Origin of the sequence: Dactylosporangium sp. NPDC050588 (assembly GCF_040654975.1) — a bacterium.
GTDB lineage: Bacteria > Actinomycetota > Actinomycetes > Mycobacteriales > Micromonosporaceae > Dactylosporangium > Dactylosporangium maewongense.
In genome coordinates, this window is sequence record NZ_JBFAJA010000060.1 from 25,344 (window position 1) to 40,146 (window position 14,803).

The window sequence follows — 14,803 nt, forward strand, 5'->3', positions numbered from 1 at the left end:
CGTCGGTACGGGCGGAGCCGGGCGCTCGGGGTCAGCCCTGCATCACCGGTGGCTGCCGCAGGACGGGAGGGGGCGGCAGGAACAGCAGGCGGTCGTTGTAGGCGTCGGTGTCGTCGGGGCTCACGCCGCAGCGCAGCGCCAGGTCCAGCATCGACACGAACGGGCCGCGGGCGGCGCGGTCCGCGATGACCCGGTGCGCCACGGCCGGGCGCATGCCCCTGATGTCGAGCAGCACGTGGTCGGGCACGGCGTTGACGTCGATGAGGCCGCCGTCGTTGTGCCGGCGGGGCAGGTCGGGCCGGCCGATCGCGAGCGCGAACCGGGCCACCGGGCTGGTGACCAGCAGCTGCCGGGCCCGCTCGCGCCGCTCGAGCGGGCCGCTGCGGCGGCGCCGCCACAGGTGCCGCAGGTGCTCGTTGATCAGCAGGACGTGGACGGGCGCGCCGAGCGAGACGCTGAAGAGCGACAGCATCGCGACCGCCTCCGCCAGCGGTGGCTGCGACAGGTCGTCCTCGAGGTAGATGATCTCGACGGTCCAGTACGTCACCGCCACGGCGAGGTACCCGAGAGCGACGGCGAGCAGCGGACGGCTGCGCCGGCGGGCACCGTGGTACAGAAACGGCACCCAGGCGAACGTGGACAGCGTGCAGGCGCTGAGGACGATGCCGACCAGCGTCTCGATCCAGGTGATCCACGGCTGCCGGTTGAACTCGTGGCCGAAGTACGGGTCGACCCCGACGGCGAAAGGTGGCCAGCGCCGCATCCCCACCGGCGCCGCCACCAGCATCGGCATCGGGAACAGCACCGGCGGAGGGGGCGGGGGCCCGGGAGCGGCCAGGAACGGTGCGGGGCTGACGGAGGACTCCACCGGCGCCGGGCTGACCGGCTCCCACGACGCCGCGGAGATCGGCGCGGCGGAGGACGACGACGGTGCGGTGTGCGTCGGCGGTACCGGCGACGACGGCAGCGCCAGGGTGGGGTCGGAGCGCAGGATGCGCCGCTGGAGGTCCTGCAGCGGCTCGCCGGGCTCGATGCCGTGCTGGTCGTCCAGCCGTGACCGCAGCTCCCGGAAGGTCTGCAGCGCGTCCGTGGGGCGGCCGCTGCGGTACAGCGACAGCATGAGCAGCTGGCGGAGCCGCTCGTGCAGGGGGAACTCCTCGACGAGGGCGGTCAGGTCGGCGACGAGCTCCCGGTGCTCGCCGCGGCGCAGCCGGATCTCCGCGAGCGCCTCGGACGCCGACACGCGCCGCTCGCCGAGCCGCACCCGCACCGCCTCGAACGCCGGCCCGCCGAGCCCCGCGAACGGCTCGCCCTTCCACAGCCGCAGCCCGGCCCGGAAGCCGTCGGCGGCGTCGTCGTCGCGGCCGGCGGCGTGCGCGGCGGTGGCCGCGTCGACGTGCGCCTCGAACTCGGTCACGTCGACGGCGGCCGGCTCGATCGCCAGCCGGTAGCCGCCCTCGTCGAGGGTCAGCAGGCGCGACGGGGTCCGCGGCGACCGGTCCGGCTCCAGCAGGCGGCGCAGCGCGGCGACGTACTTCTGCAGGACGTTGGTCGCGTTCTCCGGAAGCGCGTTGTCAGGGAGGTCGTGCGGCCAGACGGCGTCGATGATCTGAGCGGGCGGCACGGGGCGGCCGGGCTGCAGGAGCAGGACGCCGAGGACGGCGCGCTGCTTGGCGGGGCCGAGGTTGACCGGTCGCTCGCCGGCCCAGGCCCGCAGCGGGCCGAGGATCTCGAAGCGGAATCCGCCGTCCATCCAATCCCTCGTGCTGTGGTCCGGCAGAAAGCTGCTGGTCAGTGCCGCAGACGGTCGGACGGCAGCATACCGGCAGCGGCACGGCAGTGGGAACCGGCAGCATTTCGGCGGTCGGGACGGGCCGGCGACTCAGACGGGGGGTCGCCGTCCCGCTCGGACCTACTGGGCGGACGCCCGGGTCAGCCGGTCGCGGATCGCCAGCCAGTCGTCGCCGTGGGGCGGGTGCTGGGCCAGGATCGTCGCCACGCCGGCGTCGTCGAGGCGGTGCAGGGCGGCGTACAGGTCGGCGCCGTACTCGAGCGGGTCCGCGGACAGCAGCTCGACGTGCGCCCCCTCGGCGGCCGCCGGCAGGTGCGTGAGGATGCCGACGGTCCCCGGGTCGGACCCTTCCGCCAGCGCGGCTGGGTCGTCGACGAGCTGGAGCCGGGCCCGCGGCGCGTAGTGCCGGTGCGCGAGGCCGGGCGACCGTACCTCCGGAGCGGCCTCTGCGGAGCCGGGCAACTGCAGCGCGCCGACCACGTCGCGGATCGCCCGCAGGCTCAGCGCGCCCGGACGCAGCAGCCGCGGCGGCGACACGGTCACGTCGACGACCGTGGACTCGATGCCGAGCCGGCACGCGCCGCCGTCCAGGACCAGCGGCACGTCCGGCAGGCTGCGGATCACGTGCTCCGCGGTCGTCGGCGAGATGCTCTCGGACCGGTTCGCGCTCGGCGCCGCCAGGGGCAGCCCGCACTCGCGCAGCAGGGCCAGCGCGACCGGGTGGGCCGGGACCCGGATCGCGATGGTGGGCGGCCCGCCGTTCGCCGGCAGGTGGTGGGCGCGCTCCACGACGAGGCTGAGCGGCCCGGGCCAGAACCGCTCGGCGAGCAGGCGCGCCGCCGGAGGCCACTCGTGCGCGAGCGCCTCGGCCTCCGCGGTCGTCGCGACGTGCACGATGAGCGGGTTCCACGAGGGGCGGTGCTTCAACCGGTACACCTCGGCGACGGCCCGGGCGGAGAACGCGTGCGCGCCGAGCCCGTAGACCGTCTCGGTCGGGAACGCGCAGACGGACTCCTGCCGCAGCAGCTCGGCGGCGCGGCGCAGCCCGGCCGCGTCGGCGGCGACCACCCGGTTCATGCCCGCAACACTAGAGGGTCGCGCAGCCGCACCCCGTTGAGCATCGCCGCCGGCCCGCCCCCGAACGAGGTGAGCTCGCGCCGCACGAAGCCGGGCAGCCGGGGCAGCACGCGCAGCGCCCGGGCCATCGTCCAGACCTGCGGCTCGCTGCGCGGGATCAGGGTGCCGAGGACCGAGGGGCCGATCGTGCGGCTGGCCGCGACCGCGTCGGCCATGGCCCGCTCGTATGCCGCGAACCCCGGCACATCGCCCGCGAGGGTGATCCGCCCCTGGGACCAGGATGGCAGCCGGATCTGGCTGACCGAGTCGAGGTAGAAGTCGTCGGCGGCGTCCAGGGGCTCCAGCAGGCGCGGCACCTCCCAGCCGAGGCCGACGCAGACGTCGCGCAGCAGCCGCCGCTGCGCGGCCGGGTCGCGGGGCGCGGGCTCGGCGGCGCGGCCCTGCCCCGACCCTCGCCCAGCGGACCCGGGCGATCGTCGCGGTCGGCGGCCTCAGCGACTGCACGGCCATGCTCACCGACGTCCCCGAGCCCGACCTCAAGACGGCCGTCCTCGACGCTGTCTGCGCCACCCTCGGCGAGCCGCCCCCGGTCGCCTGCCGTGCCGGGACGAACGTCGACACGGTGGCCTGGGGTGGCCTGGTCGTCTCAGGTCGGCTGCCGCGCGGCTCTGGGGCGGCCCTCCGTGTGGTCTCCAGGGAGGCGTCCGCGGTCCCGGGGCTGGGCGCTCGCGTGGCCTCGGGTCAGGCGCTCGCGTGGCCCGCAAGCTGGGCGGGTGCTGAGCCCCGGGTCGGCTGCCCGTGCGGCCTCAGGCCAGGCATCCGTCCAGCTGTGAGGTCAGCTGCCGTGCGGCTCTGGGGTGCCCGTCCGCATGGCCTCGGGTCAGGTGTCCTCGCGACCAGCAAGGTCAGGCGTCCACGTTGCGTCTCTGGTCAGGCTGCCGTGTTGCCTGCGGGTCGGGTGTCCGCGTTGCGCCCCTGGCTGGGTGTCCGCGTTGCGTCTCTGGTCAGGTTGCCGTGTTGCCTGCGGGTCGGGTGTCCGCGTTGCGCCCCTGGCTGGGTGTCCGCGTTGCGTCTCTGGTCAGGTTGCCGTGTTGCCTGCGGGTCGGGTGTCCGCGTTGCGCCCCTGGCTGGGTGTCCGCGTTGCGTCTCTGGTCAGGCTGCCGTGTTGCCTGCGGGTCGGGTGTCGGCGTTGCGCCCCTGGCTGGGTGTCCGCGCTGTGCTTCGGGTCAGGCGGGCGCGTGGTCGCCGGGGCGGGTGTCCGCGCTGTGGCCCGAGTCGGCGAGGCGGGTCAGCCACTCGTCGAGCAGGGCGCGCTCGGCGCCGGTCAGGGCCGTGACCCCTGGCAGCGCCGCCCGTAGCGCCCCCGCGGCGCCCGCCAGGCTGGCATCGCCGTCGCCGTCGCCCGCCCGTGAGGCCGTGACGGCCGCGATGATCGACTCGCGGGCGAGGACCGACAGTGCGGGGTCGCGGGCCTGCGGTGGCAGCGCGATCAGCGTCAGCGTCATGCCGCATCCCGCCGCGTGGATCAGGTGCGCGGCCCGCTCCTCGCTCACCCGCAGCCGGCCGGCCGCCGCGATCCGCTTCACCTGCCCCGCCAGCACCTCGGCCGCCGCGCGCGCCGCGGGCGACTCGACGCCGGGCCGTGGCTCGCCGTAGATCAGCGTATAGACGGCGGGGTGCTCCAGTCCGAACGCGACGTGCAGATCCCACCCCCTCCGCAGATCCTCCACAGGATCCCCCGTCTCCGGCAGCCCCATCTTCCCACCCAGGTACGACACAAAACCGTGGCTCGCGACGGCGTCCAGCAGGCCCTGCTTGTCGCCGAAGAGCCGGTAGATGGTCGGGGCCTGCACGCCGGCGGCGGCGCTGACCGCGCGCGTCGAGATCGCCTCGCGGCCACCCTCGTTCAGCAGGGTCGCGGCGGCTTCGACGATCTTTTCGCGGGTAGTGGTCACGGTAACAACGCTAACACTTGCATGTTATCGAGTGAATGCTAACGTGAAGTTGTTAGCAGTGATAACAGGGAGGTCGTCATGGACAGGGTTGCCGTCGTCACCGGAGGGTCGCGCGGGATCGGGCGGGCCGTCGCGCTGCGGCTGGCGCAGGACGGGCAGGCCGTCGTCGTCGCCTACGGGCACGCGCCCGCCGCCGCGGACAGCGTCGTCACCGAGATCACCGACAAGGGTGGGCGGGCGCTGGCGGTGCAGGCGGACGTCGCGGACGAGAGCGCCGTCGCCGCACTGTTCGACACCGCGGAACGGCAGCTCGGCGGCGTCGACGTGGTCGTCAACGCGGCCGGGATCATGGTCCTGGCGCCGCTGGCCGAGCTCGACCTCGACGACCTGGACCGCGTGCACCGCACCAACATCCGCGGCACGTTCGTCGTCGGCCGGGAGGCCGCCCGCCGGGTGCGCCGCGGCGGCGCGATCATCAACTTCTCGACGTCGATCACGCGGCTGTCGCTGCCGACCTACGCCGCGTACGCCGCGAGCAAGGCCGCCGTCGAGGCGATCAGCCCCATCCTCGCCAAGGAGCTGCGCGGCCGCGACGTCACCGTCAACGCCGTCGCGCCCGGGCCGACCGCCACCGACCTGTTCCTCGACGGCAAGGACGACGCCACGGTCGAGCGCATGGCGAAGATGAACCCGATGGAGCGCCTCGGCACCCCCGAGGACATCGCCGAAGTCGTGTCTTCCCTGGCAGGGCCCGCCCGCTGGGTCAACGGCCAGACGATCTACGTCAACGGCGGGGCCGCCTGACCGTGCGACGGCACCCGTAAACCCGCAGTGTCGTCGGACTCTTGTCTCATCGCCGGCAGACGACACCTGCGACGGGGATGTACCGTGTCGGGCACGAGGACGAATTCAAGTTGTCACGACGCCCGGGCGCGGCACTGCCACCGCCTCCCGGAGCGCGGGAAACGGGGAGCCGACATGGGACGTGGACGGGCCAAGGCCAAGCAGACGCGGATCGCCCGGGAGCTGAAGTACTTCACCCCGCCGACCGACCTCACCGCCCTCCAGCACGAGCTCGCCGGTGCACCCACCCCGGAGCACGACGACGCCGACCAGGGCGACTACTACTACACCCCGGACCGCGACGACCGCACGTCGCGCTAGCGGCCACGCAAAGCGCAGCGCAGCGCAGAAGCTAGCCCACCGCGGCGGCCACGATCCGCCGGAAAGGGTCGGGGGCCGACAGCATCGGGAAGTGGTCCGCCCGGGGGATGACCGTGAGGGTCGCCCCGGGCGTCTGCGACGCGATCCGCTCGGCCCACAGCTGGGTGGCGGCGAAGTCGTGGCCGCCCACGACGACGCTGACCGGCGTGGTGATCTCGTGGAGGCGGTGCTTCACCGGCGGGTCCAGCTCGGTGCCGAGCGACTCCGGCAGCCGGATCCAGTAGGCGTTCGCGACCTGCAGCCCGACCATCAGGCGCCGGTCGGGCTCGTCGAGGGCGGCGCCCCACGCGCCGATGTCGCGGGCGGCGTAGGCATGGATGTCGGCCTCACCGATGATGCCGGCGAAGTGCTCCCGCATGACCGCGTACGCCGCGGACTCCGCGGGGCTCGGGTCGGGGAAGTCGCCGAACGCGCCGCCGGCCGCCACCACGTGCCGCACCCGTTGCGGGTACCGGTGGGCGAAGGCGAGCGCGCGACGCGCCCCGTCGGACACGCCGACCAGCACCGCGGCATCCACGGCGAACGCGTCGAGCACGGCGGCGAGGTCGTCCAGCTCGCTGTAGGGCCTCGTGGCGTGCGACGACAGGCCCATGTCGCGGTGGTCGAAGGTGATGACCCGGGCGAACCCGGCCAGCCACGGGACCGTCGAGTCCCACATCCGCAGATCCGCGGCGCCGGCGTTGAGCAGGACCACGTCCGGGCCTTCGCCGCGGATCTGCGCGTGGAGATAACCGTCTTCGACGTCGATGAACACCCGGGAAGCCTAGACGTCGATGGACGCCCGGGAAGCTCAGAAGACCCGCAGCTCGTAGATCCGGGTGGCGACCTCGGTCGTCTGGGTGGGCGTCACGACGTTGAGCCGCACGTACCGGCCGGAGACGCCGCTGACGGGGTGGCTGGTGTTCGCCGCGGTGTTGGCGGTGACGTTCACGACCTGCGTCCAGGTGGTGCCGTCGTTGGACACGGAGATCGTGAACGCCTTCGTGTTCATGCTCGCGGCCTCGCCGCCGGCCTGCGCGTGCGCCAGCTCGAAGCGGCTCAGCGAACGCGTCGAGCCCAGGTCGACCTGCAGCCACGCGCCGGCGCCCGACGAGCAGAACTTGTCGGAGTTGCCGCCGCTGACGCTGCCGTTGACGGCCTTCTCCGGCCCCTCCGACGCCGCGCACGGCGTGCTGCCGGTCGCGGGCCGGCCCTGCGCGACGTTGACCCCGGCGCCGACCGGCGCCCCGACCACCACGTTGTCGAACGCCGCGGCCGCATTGTACACCCGCACCCCGTCGCTGCCGGACGCGAACGTGCCGTCCGTGACGCTGATCCGCGGGTTGGTCATGTCGTCCACGTACACCTTGATCGACGATCCGATCGCGGTGACCCGCAGGTGGTAGCTGGTGCCGGCGGTGACGGTCAGGTTCTCGGTGCCCAGCTGGGTCCAGTTGTTGGCGGCGCGGCCGAGCACGACCCGCCCGGCGGGGCTGATGCCGGCGTAGTAGCCGTTGTAACTGTCGGCGCCGGTGGCCGCGTTGCTGACCCGGAACGTCAGGCCCGCGTCGCCGCCGCCGGACGTGACGGTCACGTCGGCGTCGTAGGAGAGGTCGCCGAAGTTGGTGTCCAGCTGCGCCTTGCCGCCGAGCGAGCTGCCGGCCTGATACCTGCCGCCGGAGACCGAGAACGCGCCGCCGTACGTCTTCCAGCCCAGCGCGTTGCCGTCGGCGAAGTTGTCCTTCACCCGCATGGTGACCCGCTGGATGGTGCCGTCGGCGTTGAACGTCATCCGGTCGTAGGCGAGCTGCCGGTGGTTGCCGTCGGTCTCGCTCAGCGGCCGGCGGTGGTAGAGGATGTACCAGGTGTCGGTGCCGGGCACGTTGATCACCGAGTTGTGCCCGGACCCGCGGGCGACGGCGGCGTCCTGGGTGAGGACCCTGTCCAGCTTGGTGAACGGGCCGGTCGGCGAGTTCGCGATCGCGTAGGACACCGAGTAGTCCGGGCCGGTCCAGCCGCCCTCGGACCACATCAGGTAGTACTTGCCGTTGCGCTTGAACATCTGCGGGCCCTCGGTGTACCCCGACGGCGTGATCTCCTTGAACGTGCTGCCGTCGCTGAACGTGCCGAGACTGGTCATGTCGGCGTTGAGCCTGGCGACGTTCGCGTGGCCCCAGCCGCCGTAGTAGATGTACGCCTGGCCGTCGTCGTCGATGAACACGTCCTGGTCGATCGGCTGCGCCCCGTTGGAGAACTGCCCGATCAGCGGCCGGCCGATCGCGTCCCGGTAGGGCCCGGCCGGGTTGTCGGCCACGGCGACGCCGATCCCGCCGAGCTGCGAGTTGTTCTGGATGTCGTTGGCGCCGAAGTACAGGTAGTACTTCCCGTTGCGCTGGATCGGCGCGGGCGCCCACATCGCCCTGGTGGCCCACGACACGTTGGCCTTGGTGAGCACGTTGGGGTGCCTGGTCCAGTTGACCAGGTCGGTGGAGGAGAACGCGTCGAGGTAGGTCTGCTCGTCGTACGACTTGGACGTCGTCGGGTACACCCAGAACGTGTTGTTGTAGACCGCGACGTCAGGGTCGGCGTACCACCCGTCGACGATCGGGTTGCCCGCCTCGGCGGTCGTGTAGTCGGGGATCGCGGCGGCGGCCGCGACGGGCGCGAGCGCGCTGCCGAGCAGGGCGGCGGCGGTCAGGACGGCGGTCAGGGTGGCAGAGCGTCTGGCTGCGGTGAACATCGGTGGCGGCTCCGACGGTGACGCGCTGGCGGGCGCGGGCGGCGTGGCGGTTCCCACATGTTCGGTAAATATTGAACAGAACCACCTACCGCGTCAAGGCTGTCCCAGCGCCTGAATCAACAAACCTCAACGTGTGCTGACAAAAATTCTCAGAATGAGGGGCTGTAGGGTGGCGCCATGGTCGATGCTGTGCCGCTGCCGGCGCCGGTCCCGCTGCCCGGCGGCGCGACGCTGCGCCCGCTCGAGCTGACGGACGCCGCGGCCTTGCTGGACGTACAGGAGCGAAACCGCGAGCATCTCCGGCGCGCGACGCCGATGCAGCCCGACTCCTTCTGGACGCTCGACGGTCAGCGCGACCGGCTCGAGACGCAGGTCGGGCGCAACCTGGCCGGCGAGGCCCTCGGCTGCGCGATCGTCCGCGACGGCCGGATCCTCGGCTGTGTGACGCTCAGCGGCATCGTGCGCGGCCCGTTCCGCAGCACCAGCCTCGGCTACTGGATCGACGCGGCCGAACAGGGCAAGGGGCTCACCTCGGCGGCGGTCGCCGCGGCCTGCCGCCTCGCCGACGAGCACCTCGGCCTGCACCGCATCGAGGCCAGCACCAACGTGGACAACCTCGCGTCGCAGCGGGTCCTGGCCAGGAACGGCTTCGAGCGGATCGGCGCGGCCCGCGACTACCTGTTCCTCGACGGCGCCTGGCGGGACGCACTGCTGTTCCAGCGCATCCTCAACGACCGGCAGCCGGCCGCCGGCTCCGCCTGAGAACGACCGGCAGCCGGCTGCCGGCTCCGCGTGAGAAACGGTCGCCGGCCGGCGACCGTCAGCCAGTACGGTCGGCGGCGTGGACATCGAACTGCGTAGCGCCGCCGCCGAGGACGTTCCGGCGGTGCTGGCCTTCTGGAAGATCGCGGCGGAGGGCACGAACCGCGGCGGTGACGACACCGCGGCCGTCGAGGCGCTGCTCTCGCGGGACCCGTCGGCGCTGCTGCTGGCGGTGGCGGACGGCGAGATCGTCGGGTCGCTCATCGCGGGATTCGACGGGTGGCGGTGTCACCTGTACCGCTTCGCGGTGCACCCCGAACGGCGCCGGCAGGGGATCGGGGCGCGCCTGCTCGCCGCGGCGGAGGATCGCTTCCGCGGGTTCGGCGCCTGGCGGGCCGACGCGATGGTCCTGGAGGACAACACGCTCGCGCACCAGGTGTGGGCGGCGGCCGGCTACGCGCCGCAGGAGGAGTGGCGACGCTGGGTGAAGAGCCTCTGACCGCCGATTGGCTCTCGACCCGCACCGCCCGGGCCTGACACCGTGAGGAACATGATCACGGTGGGGGCGGCGGCAGGGGTCGCGCTGGTGGCGTTGGGGATGGTGCTCACGCCGGGGCCCAACATGATGTACCTCGTCTCCCGCAGCATCTCCCAGGGCCGCAGGGCCGGCATGATCTCGCTCGCCGGGGTCGCCGCCGGGTTCCTCGTCTACCTGACGCTCGCCTCAGCCGGGCTGTCGGTGGTGTTCTCGACGGTCCCCGCGCTGTACACGACGGTGAAGCTGGCCGGGGCGGCCTACCTCGCCTACCTCGCGTGGCAGGCGGTCCGGCCCGGCGGCACGTCGGTGTTCACGCAGGTCGAGCTGCCGCCGGACTCGACGCGCAAGCTGCTCACGATGGGGCTGATGACCAACCTGCTCAACCCCAAGGCCGCGATCATGTACGCGTCGCTGATCCCGCAGTTCGTCGACCCGCGCGCCGGGCACCTGATGGCGCAGGGGTTCATGCTCGGCGGGGTGCAGATCGCGGTGAGCATGGTGGTCAACGCGGGCATCGTCCTGGCCGCCGGCGGCATCGCGGTCTTCCTGGCCAAGCGCCCCGTGTGGCTGCGGCTGCAGCGGTACGTGACGGGCACGCTGCTCGGCTTGATCGCGGTCAAGCTCGCCACCGACAAGGCCCGGCCGCTACCCGTTTGACAGCGTGGCGGCCTTCGACAGCAGGTAGCGCCGCTCGGGGAGGCTCGTCGTGCGGCGGGCCGCCAGCTCGTACGACGAGCGCGCCGCCACCGCGTTGCCGGACATCTCCAGCAGGTGCGCGCGGACCGCGGCGAGCCGGTGATGCCTCGCGAGGCGCTCGTCGGCGTCGAGCGACTCCAGCAGGCGCAGCCCCGCACCCGGCCCCTGCACCATCGCCACCGCCACGGCCCGGTTGAGCGTCACCATCGGGTTCGGCGCGACCCGCTCCAGCAGCTGGTACAGGGCGAGGATCTGCGGCCAGTCGGTGTCCGCCGCCGACCCGGCCTCGTCGTGGATCGCGGCGATCGCGGCCTGCAGCTGGTACGGGCCGGGTGGCCCCTTCGGCAGCGTCCGCGTGATCAGCTCGACGCCTTCGGCCACCGCGGGCCGGTGCCACAGCGCGCGGTCCTGCTCGGCGAGCGGCACCAGCGTGCCGTCCGGCAGGGCGCGCGCCGGCCGGCGGGCGTCGGTGAGCAGCATCAGCGCGAGCAGCCCGGCCACCTCGCCGTCGTCTGGCAGGAGCCGGTGCACCTCCCGCGTCAGGCGGATCGCCTCGGTGGTCAGCTCGGGCCGGTGCAGGTCGTCGCCGGAGCTGGCGGTGTACCCCTCGTTGAAGATCAGGTAGAGCACCTGCAGCACGACCTGGAGGCGGCCCGCGCGTTCGGCGGGCGGCGGCATGCTGAACCGCGCACCCGCGGCCCGGATCTTCTGCTTGGCCCGGCTGATGCGCTGCGCGAGCGTCGCCTCCGGCACGAACAGCGCGTGCGCGATCTGCGCGGTCGTCAGCCCGCCCACGGCCCGCAGCGTCAGCGCCAGCTGCGACGCGCTCGTCAGCGACGGGTGGCAGCACAGGAACAGCAGCAGCAACGTGTCATCTTTGTCGGAAATATCAGGTGCGTCCGATGTTTCATGTGAAACGGCGATGGACAACTCACGCCTGCGCCGCGCGTCCTCGCTGCGGAACTGATCGGTCAGCCGCCGCGAGGCGACCGTGATCAGCCACCCGCGCGGCTGCTCGGGCACCCCCTCGCGGGGCCACTGCAGCGCCGCCGCCAGCAACGCCTCCTGCACGGCGTCCTCGCAGGCGTCGAACTGCCCGTGCCGCCGGACCAGCACCCCGAGCACCTGCGGCGCCAGCCGCCGCAGCTCCTCCTCGACCCCGACACTCACGGAGAACAACGATCCCACGGCGGCGCCGCCCTGTATGAGGGCCCCGTATGAGGGCGGCGCCGCCGTCGCGGACTCAGTGGACGGTGCCGGCGGAGCCGGTGCCCCGGCGGACGGGCTCCGCGCAGGCGAGGAGCTTGCCGCGGGGGAGGAACTCGATCGCCGTCGCGGCGCCGATCTCGGCCATGGGGGTGAACGTGTGGCCGAGGGTGCCGAGCGGCACGCCGGGGCCGGCGATGAAGGCGGGCTCGGCGACCACGGCCGCGGTGTTGCGCTGGGTGGCGCGGGGCGCGGCCAGGGCCTGCGGGAGCGTCATGCCCAGGTCGATCCGGTTGATCAGGATCTGCAGGACGGTGGTGATGATGGTCGAGCCGCCGGGGGAGCCGAGGGCCAGGAACGGGCGGCCGTGCTGCAGGACGATCGTCGGGGCCATCGAGCTGCGCGGGCGCTTGCCGGGGCCGGGGAGGTTCGGGTCGTCGGCCGGCGCCTGGGTGTTGGTGAAGTTGAAGTCGGTCAGCTCGTTGTTGAGCAGGAAGCCGCGGCCGGGGACGACGATGCCGTTGCCGCCGATCTGCTCGATCGTGAGCGTGTACTCCACGACGTTGCCCCACTTGTCGGCGACGGTCAGGTTGGTCGTCGACTTGCCGAAGTCCGCCGTTGCTCCGCCCGCCGTGGTCGCGCAGGAGGCACCCGGTACACCGGGCGGCACCGGCTTCGTGGCGGCGTGCAGCGGGTCGATCCGGCAGGCGCGGGAGGCCGCGAAGTCGTTGGTCAGCAGCGACTCGAGCAGCGGGCGCGGGGTGTAGTCACCGACGTAGCGGTTGCGGTCGGCGAAGGCGAGCGCGCTGGCCTCCAGGTAGCGGTGCAGGGCCTGGGTGCCGTCGAGCCGGCCCAGGTCGGAGCGCTCCAGGATGTTCAGGGCCTCGCCGACGGTGGAGCCGCCCGAGGAGGGGGTGGCCATGCCGTAGACGTCGTAGCCGCGGTACACCATGTGCGTCGGCGCGGGGCGGCGGACCTCGTAGGCGCGCAGGTCGGCGAGGGTCATGCCGCCGGGGCGGATCTGGTACTGCCACGGCACCGACGGGTTCGCCGCGACCGGCGGGTGCTGGACGGCCGCCACGATGTCGCGGCCCACCTCGCCGCCGTAGAACGCGTCGATGCCGCGGCGCGCGACCAGGTCGTAGGTCGCGGCGAGGTCGGGGTTGCGCAGCGTGCTGCCGACCGCCGGCGGCTGCCCGCCCGGCAGGAACAGCGCCGCCGTCGGCGTGAACTGTGCGAACGCCGCCTTGTTGTCGCTGACCTGGGTCGCGAACGTCTGGTCGACGGTGAAGCCGCGGCGCGCGACCTCGCCGGCGGGGCGCAGGTTGGTGGCGAGGGACCGCTTGCCCCACCGGCGCAGCGCGGTGTCCCACGTGGCGAGGGTGCCGGGGACGCCGGCGGAGATGCCGCTGACCCGCGCCTCCTGGAAGGCGTACGGCTGGCCGGTCGCCGGGTCGACGAACGCCGTGGACGTCATCGACTGCGGCGCGGTCTCGCGGCCGTCGAGGGTGGACACCTTGCCGCTGCGGGCGTCGTAGTACACGAAGAACCCGCCGCCGCCGATGCCCGCGGAGAACGGCTCGGTCACGCCGAGGGTCGCCGCGACCGCGACGGCGGCGTCGACCGCGTTGCCGCCGCGGCGCAGCACGTCCAGCCCGACCGCGGTGGCCGTCGGGTCGACCGAGGTCACCGCGCCGCCGTACCCGGTCGCGGTGGGGCCGGTGGGCGAGGCAAGGGTGGGTGCCGCGGGTCCGCCCACCAGGGGCACGAGGAGAAGGGGGATCAACAGCAGCCTACGCATGGTGCCTCCCGGAGGATCGACGGCGATCGCTCCTCCTGCCTACCGCCCCTGGGCGTCGGGCACAACCCGGAACGTGCGGCGGTACGCGCTCGGAGCGACGCCGATCGTGGTCTGCAGGTGCTGGCGCAGCGACGCGGCCGTGCCGAGCCCCGACCGGCGGGCGATCTGCTCCACCGCCAGGTCGGTGCTCTCCAGCAGCCCGCGGGCGTGGTCGACCCGCTGCTGCAGCAACCACCGGGCCGGGCTCACCCCGGTCTCCTCGCGGAAACGCCGGGTGAACGTGCGCACACTCATCGTGGCGTACGCGGCCATGTCCTGCAGCGTCAGCGGCTCGGCGAGTCGCCGCAACGCCCACTCGCGGGTGGGTGCGGTGGTGGTGTCGGTGACCCGCGGCAGGGGTCGCTCGATGTACTGCGCCTGCCCGCCCTCCCGCCACGGCGGCACGACGCTGCGCCGCGCCGCCCGGTTGGCGACCTCGCTGCCGAAGTCGGTGCGCACCACGTGCAGGCACAGGTCGACCCCGGCGCCGACCCCGGCGGAGGTGAGCACGTCGCCGTCGTCGATGAACAGCACGTCCGGGTCGAGCTTGACCTGCGGGTACAGCGCCCGGAACTGCTCGGCCCACCCCCAGTGCGTGGTCGCCGGGCGGTCGTCGAGCAGGCCGGCGGCGGCGAGCACGAACGCCCCGGTGCAGATCGACATGACCCGGGCCCCGCGGGCGTGCGCGGCGAACAGCGCCGCCGCGACGGACGGGTCGAGGGTGGCGTCCTCGACCGGCCCGCCGCGGTGAATTCCGGCCACGACGACGGTGCCGGCCCGCTCGGTGATCTCCAGCCCGTGCTCGGGCAGCACCTGGAAGCCGGCCGCGCTACGCACCGGCAGCCCACCCGGCGTGCAGACCTGGATCTTGTACTTGCGGAGGCCGTCGTCACCACGGGCGGCGCCGAAGATCTGCGACGGGGTGCCGAGGTCGAACGCCACGACCCCGTCGAGCGCGATGACGGCCACCAGATGCCTACCCATGGCCCAATTC

Annotated in this window: 12 protein-coding genes and 2 pseudogenes; 5 read left to right on the plus strand and 9 right to left on the minus strand. The window is 73.2% G+C overall.

Features of this window, described 5'->3' with window-relative positions; all coding sequences use genetic code 11:
- Positions 1-31: 31 nt before the first annotated feature.
- From AB0I21_RS35680 to AB0I21_RS35695, 4 genes are all read right to left on the minus strand, one after another.
- Positions 32-1,753, minus strand: a complete 1,722-nt coding sequence (locus AB0I21_RS35680) for a BTAD domain-containing putative transcriptional regulator (RefSeq protein WP_360567864.1) — start codon at positions 1,751-1,753, stop codon at positions 32-34.
- A gap of 159 nt (positions 1,754-1,912) precedes the next feature.
- Positions 1,913-2,869: an L-threonylcarbamoyladenylate synthase gene (locus tag AB0I21_RS35685; protein ID WP_360567866.1), complete on the minus strand. Its 957-nt coding sequence runs from the start codon at positions 2,867-2,869 to the stop codon at positions 1,913-1,915.
- On the minus strand, positions 2,866-3,225 hold the full coding sequence (locus tag AB0I21_RS35690) for a hypothetical protein (protein WP_360567868.1): 360 nt from the start codon (positions 3,223-3,225) through the stop codon (positions 2,866-2,868). The genes AB0I21_RS35685 and AB0I21_RS35690 overlap by 4 nt, the downstream gene beginning before the upstream one ends.
- Before the next feature lie 870 nt (positions 3,226-4,095).
- Positions 4,096-4,824 carry a TetR/AcrR family transcriptional regulator gene (locus AB0I21_RS35695; RefSeq protein ID WP_360567870.1) on the minus strand — a complete coding sequence of 243 codons (729 nt, stop codon included), beginning with the start codon at positions 4,822-4,824 and terminating at the stop codon, positions 4,096-4,098.
- A 78-nt stretch (positions 4,825-4,902) separates the two neighbouring features.
- Here AB0I21_RS35695 and AB0I21_RS35700 point away from each other — a divergent pair, with 78 nt between their 5' ends.
- Together AB0I21_RS35700 and AB0I21_RS35705 are read left to right on the plus strand one after the other, a co-directional pair.
- The gene (locus AB0I21_RS35700) at positions 4,903-5,628 is read left to right on the plus strand and encodes an SDR family oxidoreductase (protein WP_344501157.1); all 726 of its coding nucleotides are present in this window, start codon (positions 4,903-4,905) and stop codon (positions 5,626-5,628) included.
- A 174-nt stretch (positions 5,629-5,802) separates the two neighbouring features.
- The gene (locus tag AB0I21_RS35705; RefSeq protein WP_344501158.1) at positions 5,803-5,988 is read left to right on the plus strand and encodes a DUF3073 domain-containing protein; all 186 of its coding nucleotides are present in this window, start codon (positions 5,803-5,805) and stop codon (positions 5,986-5,988) included.
- A 31-nt stretch (positions 5,989-6,019) separates the two neighbouring features.
- Here AB0I21_RS35705 and AB0I21_RS35710 read toward each other — a convergent pair whose 3' ends face one another.
- Both AB0I21_RS35710 and AB0I21_RS35715 read right to left on the minus strand, forming a co-directional pair.
- On the minus strand, positions 6,020-6,802 hold the full coding sequence (locus AB0I21_RS35710; RefSeq protein ID WP_360567872.1) for an alpha/beta hydrolase: 783 nt from the start codon (positions 6,800-6,802) through the stop codon (positions 6,020-6,022).
- Positions 6,803-6,838: 36 nt separating this feature from the next.
- Positions 6,839-8,629, minus strand: a pseudogene (locus AB0I21_RS35715) (family 43 glycosylhydrolase); the annotation flags it as partial.
- A gap of 315 nt (positions 8,630-8,944) precedes the next feature.
- Between AB0I21_RS35715 and AB0I21_RS35720 the strand changes: the two are divergent.
- From AB0I21_RS35720 to AB0I21_RS35730, 3 genes and pseudogenes are all read left to right on the plus strand, one after another.
- Positions 8,945-9,529 carry a GNAT family protein gene (locus AB0I21_RS35720; RefSeq protein WP_360567874.1) on the plus strand — a complete coding sequence of 195 codons (585 nt, stop codon included), beginning with the start codon at positions 8,945-8,947 and terminating at the stop codon, positions 9,527-9,529.
- 70 nt (positions 9,530-9,599) lie between these two features.
- A pseudogene (locus AB0I21_RS35725) lies at positions 9,600-10,028 on the plus strand (GNAT family N-acetyltransferase); the annotation flags it as partial.
- Between the two features lie 51 nt (positions 10,029-10,079).
- Complete coding sequence (locus AB0I21_RS35730; protein WP_344501161.1) at positions 10,080-10,724, plus strand: LysE family translocator; 645 nt, start codon at positions 10,080-10,082, stop codon at positions 10,722-10,724.
- Here AB0I21_RS35730 and AB0I21_RS35735 read toward each other — a convergent pair.
- From AB0I21_RS35735 to AB0I21_RS35745, 3 genes are all read right to left on the minus strand, one after another.
- Positions 10,713-11,933: a DUF6596 domain-containing protein gene (locus AB0I21_RS35735; RefSeq protein ID WP_360567876.1), complete on the minus strand. Its 1,221-nt coding sequence runs from the start codon at positions 11,931-11,933 to the stop codon at positions 10,713-10,715. The two genes, AB0I21_RS35730 and AB0I21_RS35735, sit on opposite strands and share 12 nt — an antisense overlap.
- Before the next feature lie 73 nt (positions 11,934-12,006).
- On the minus strand, positions 12,007-13,770 hold the full coding sequence (ggt, locus tag AB0I21_RS35740; RefSeq protein WP_360567878.1) for a gamma-glutamyltransferase: 1,764 nt from the start codon (positions 13,768-13,770) through the stop codon (positions 12,007-12,009).
- 39 nt (positions 13,771-13,809) lie between these two features.
- Positions 13,810-14,793, minus strand: coding sequence for a helix-turn-helix domain-containing protein (locus AB0I21_RS35745; RefSeq protein WP_360567880.1), 984 nt, complete (start codon positions 14,791-14,793; stop codon positions 13,810-13,812).
- Positions 14,794-14,803 lie beyond the last annotated feature (10 nt).

Bases quoted from the DNA above. Each gene is read 5' to 3' on its own strand.
- AB0I21_RS35745 (WP_360567880.1), bottom strand. From the start codon at position 14,793: ATGGGTAGGCATCTGGTGGCCGTCATCGCGCTCGACGGGGTCGTGGCG.
- ggt (WP_360567878.1), bottom strand. From the start codon at position 13,770: ATGCGTAGGCTGCTGTTGATCCCCCTTCTCCTCGTGCCCCTGGTGGGC.
- AB0I21_RS35680 (WP_360567864.1), bottom strand. From the start codon at position 1,753: ATGGACGGCGGATTCCGCTTCGAGATCCTCGGCCCGCTGCGGGCCTGG.
- AB0I21_RS35730 (WP_344501161.1), top strand. From the start codon at position 10,080: ATGATCACGGTGGGGGCGGCGGCAGGGGTCGCGCTGGTGGCGTTGGGG.
- AB0I21_RS35685 (WP_360567866.1), bottom strand. From the start codon at position 2,869: ATGAACCGGGTGGTCGCCGCCGACGCGGCCGGGCTGCGCCGCGCCGCC.
- AB0I21_RS35720 (WP_360567874.1), top strand. From the start codon at position 8,945: ATGGTCGATGCTGTGCCGCTGCCGGCGCCGGTCCCGCTGCCCGGCGGC.
- AB0I21_RS35700 (WP_344501157.1), top strand. From the start codon at position 4,903: ATGGACAGGGTTGCCGTCGTCACCGGAGGGTCGCGCGGGATCGGGCGG.
- AB0I21_RS35705 (WP_344501158.1), top strand. From the start codon at position 5,803: ATGGGACGTGGACGGGCCAAGGCCAAGCAGACGCGGATCGCCCGGGAG.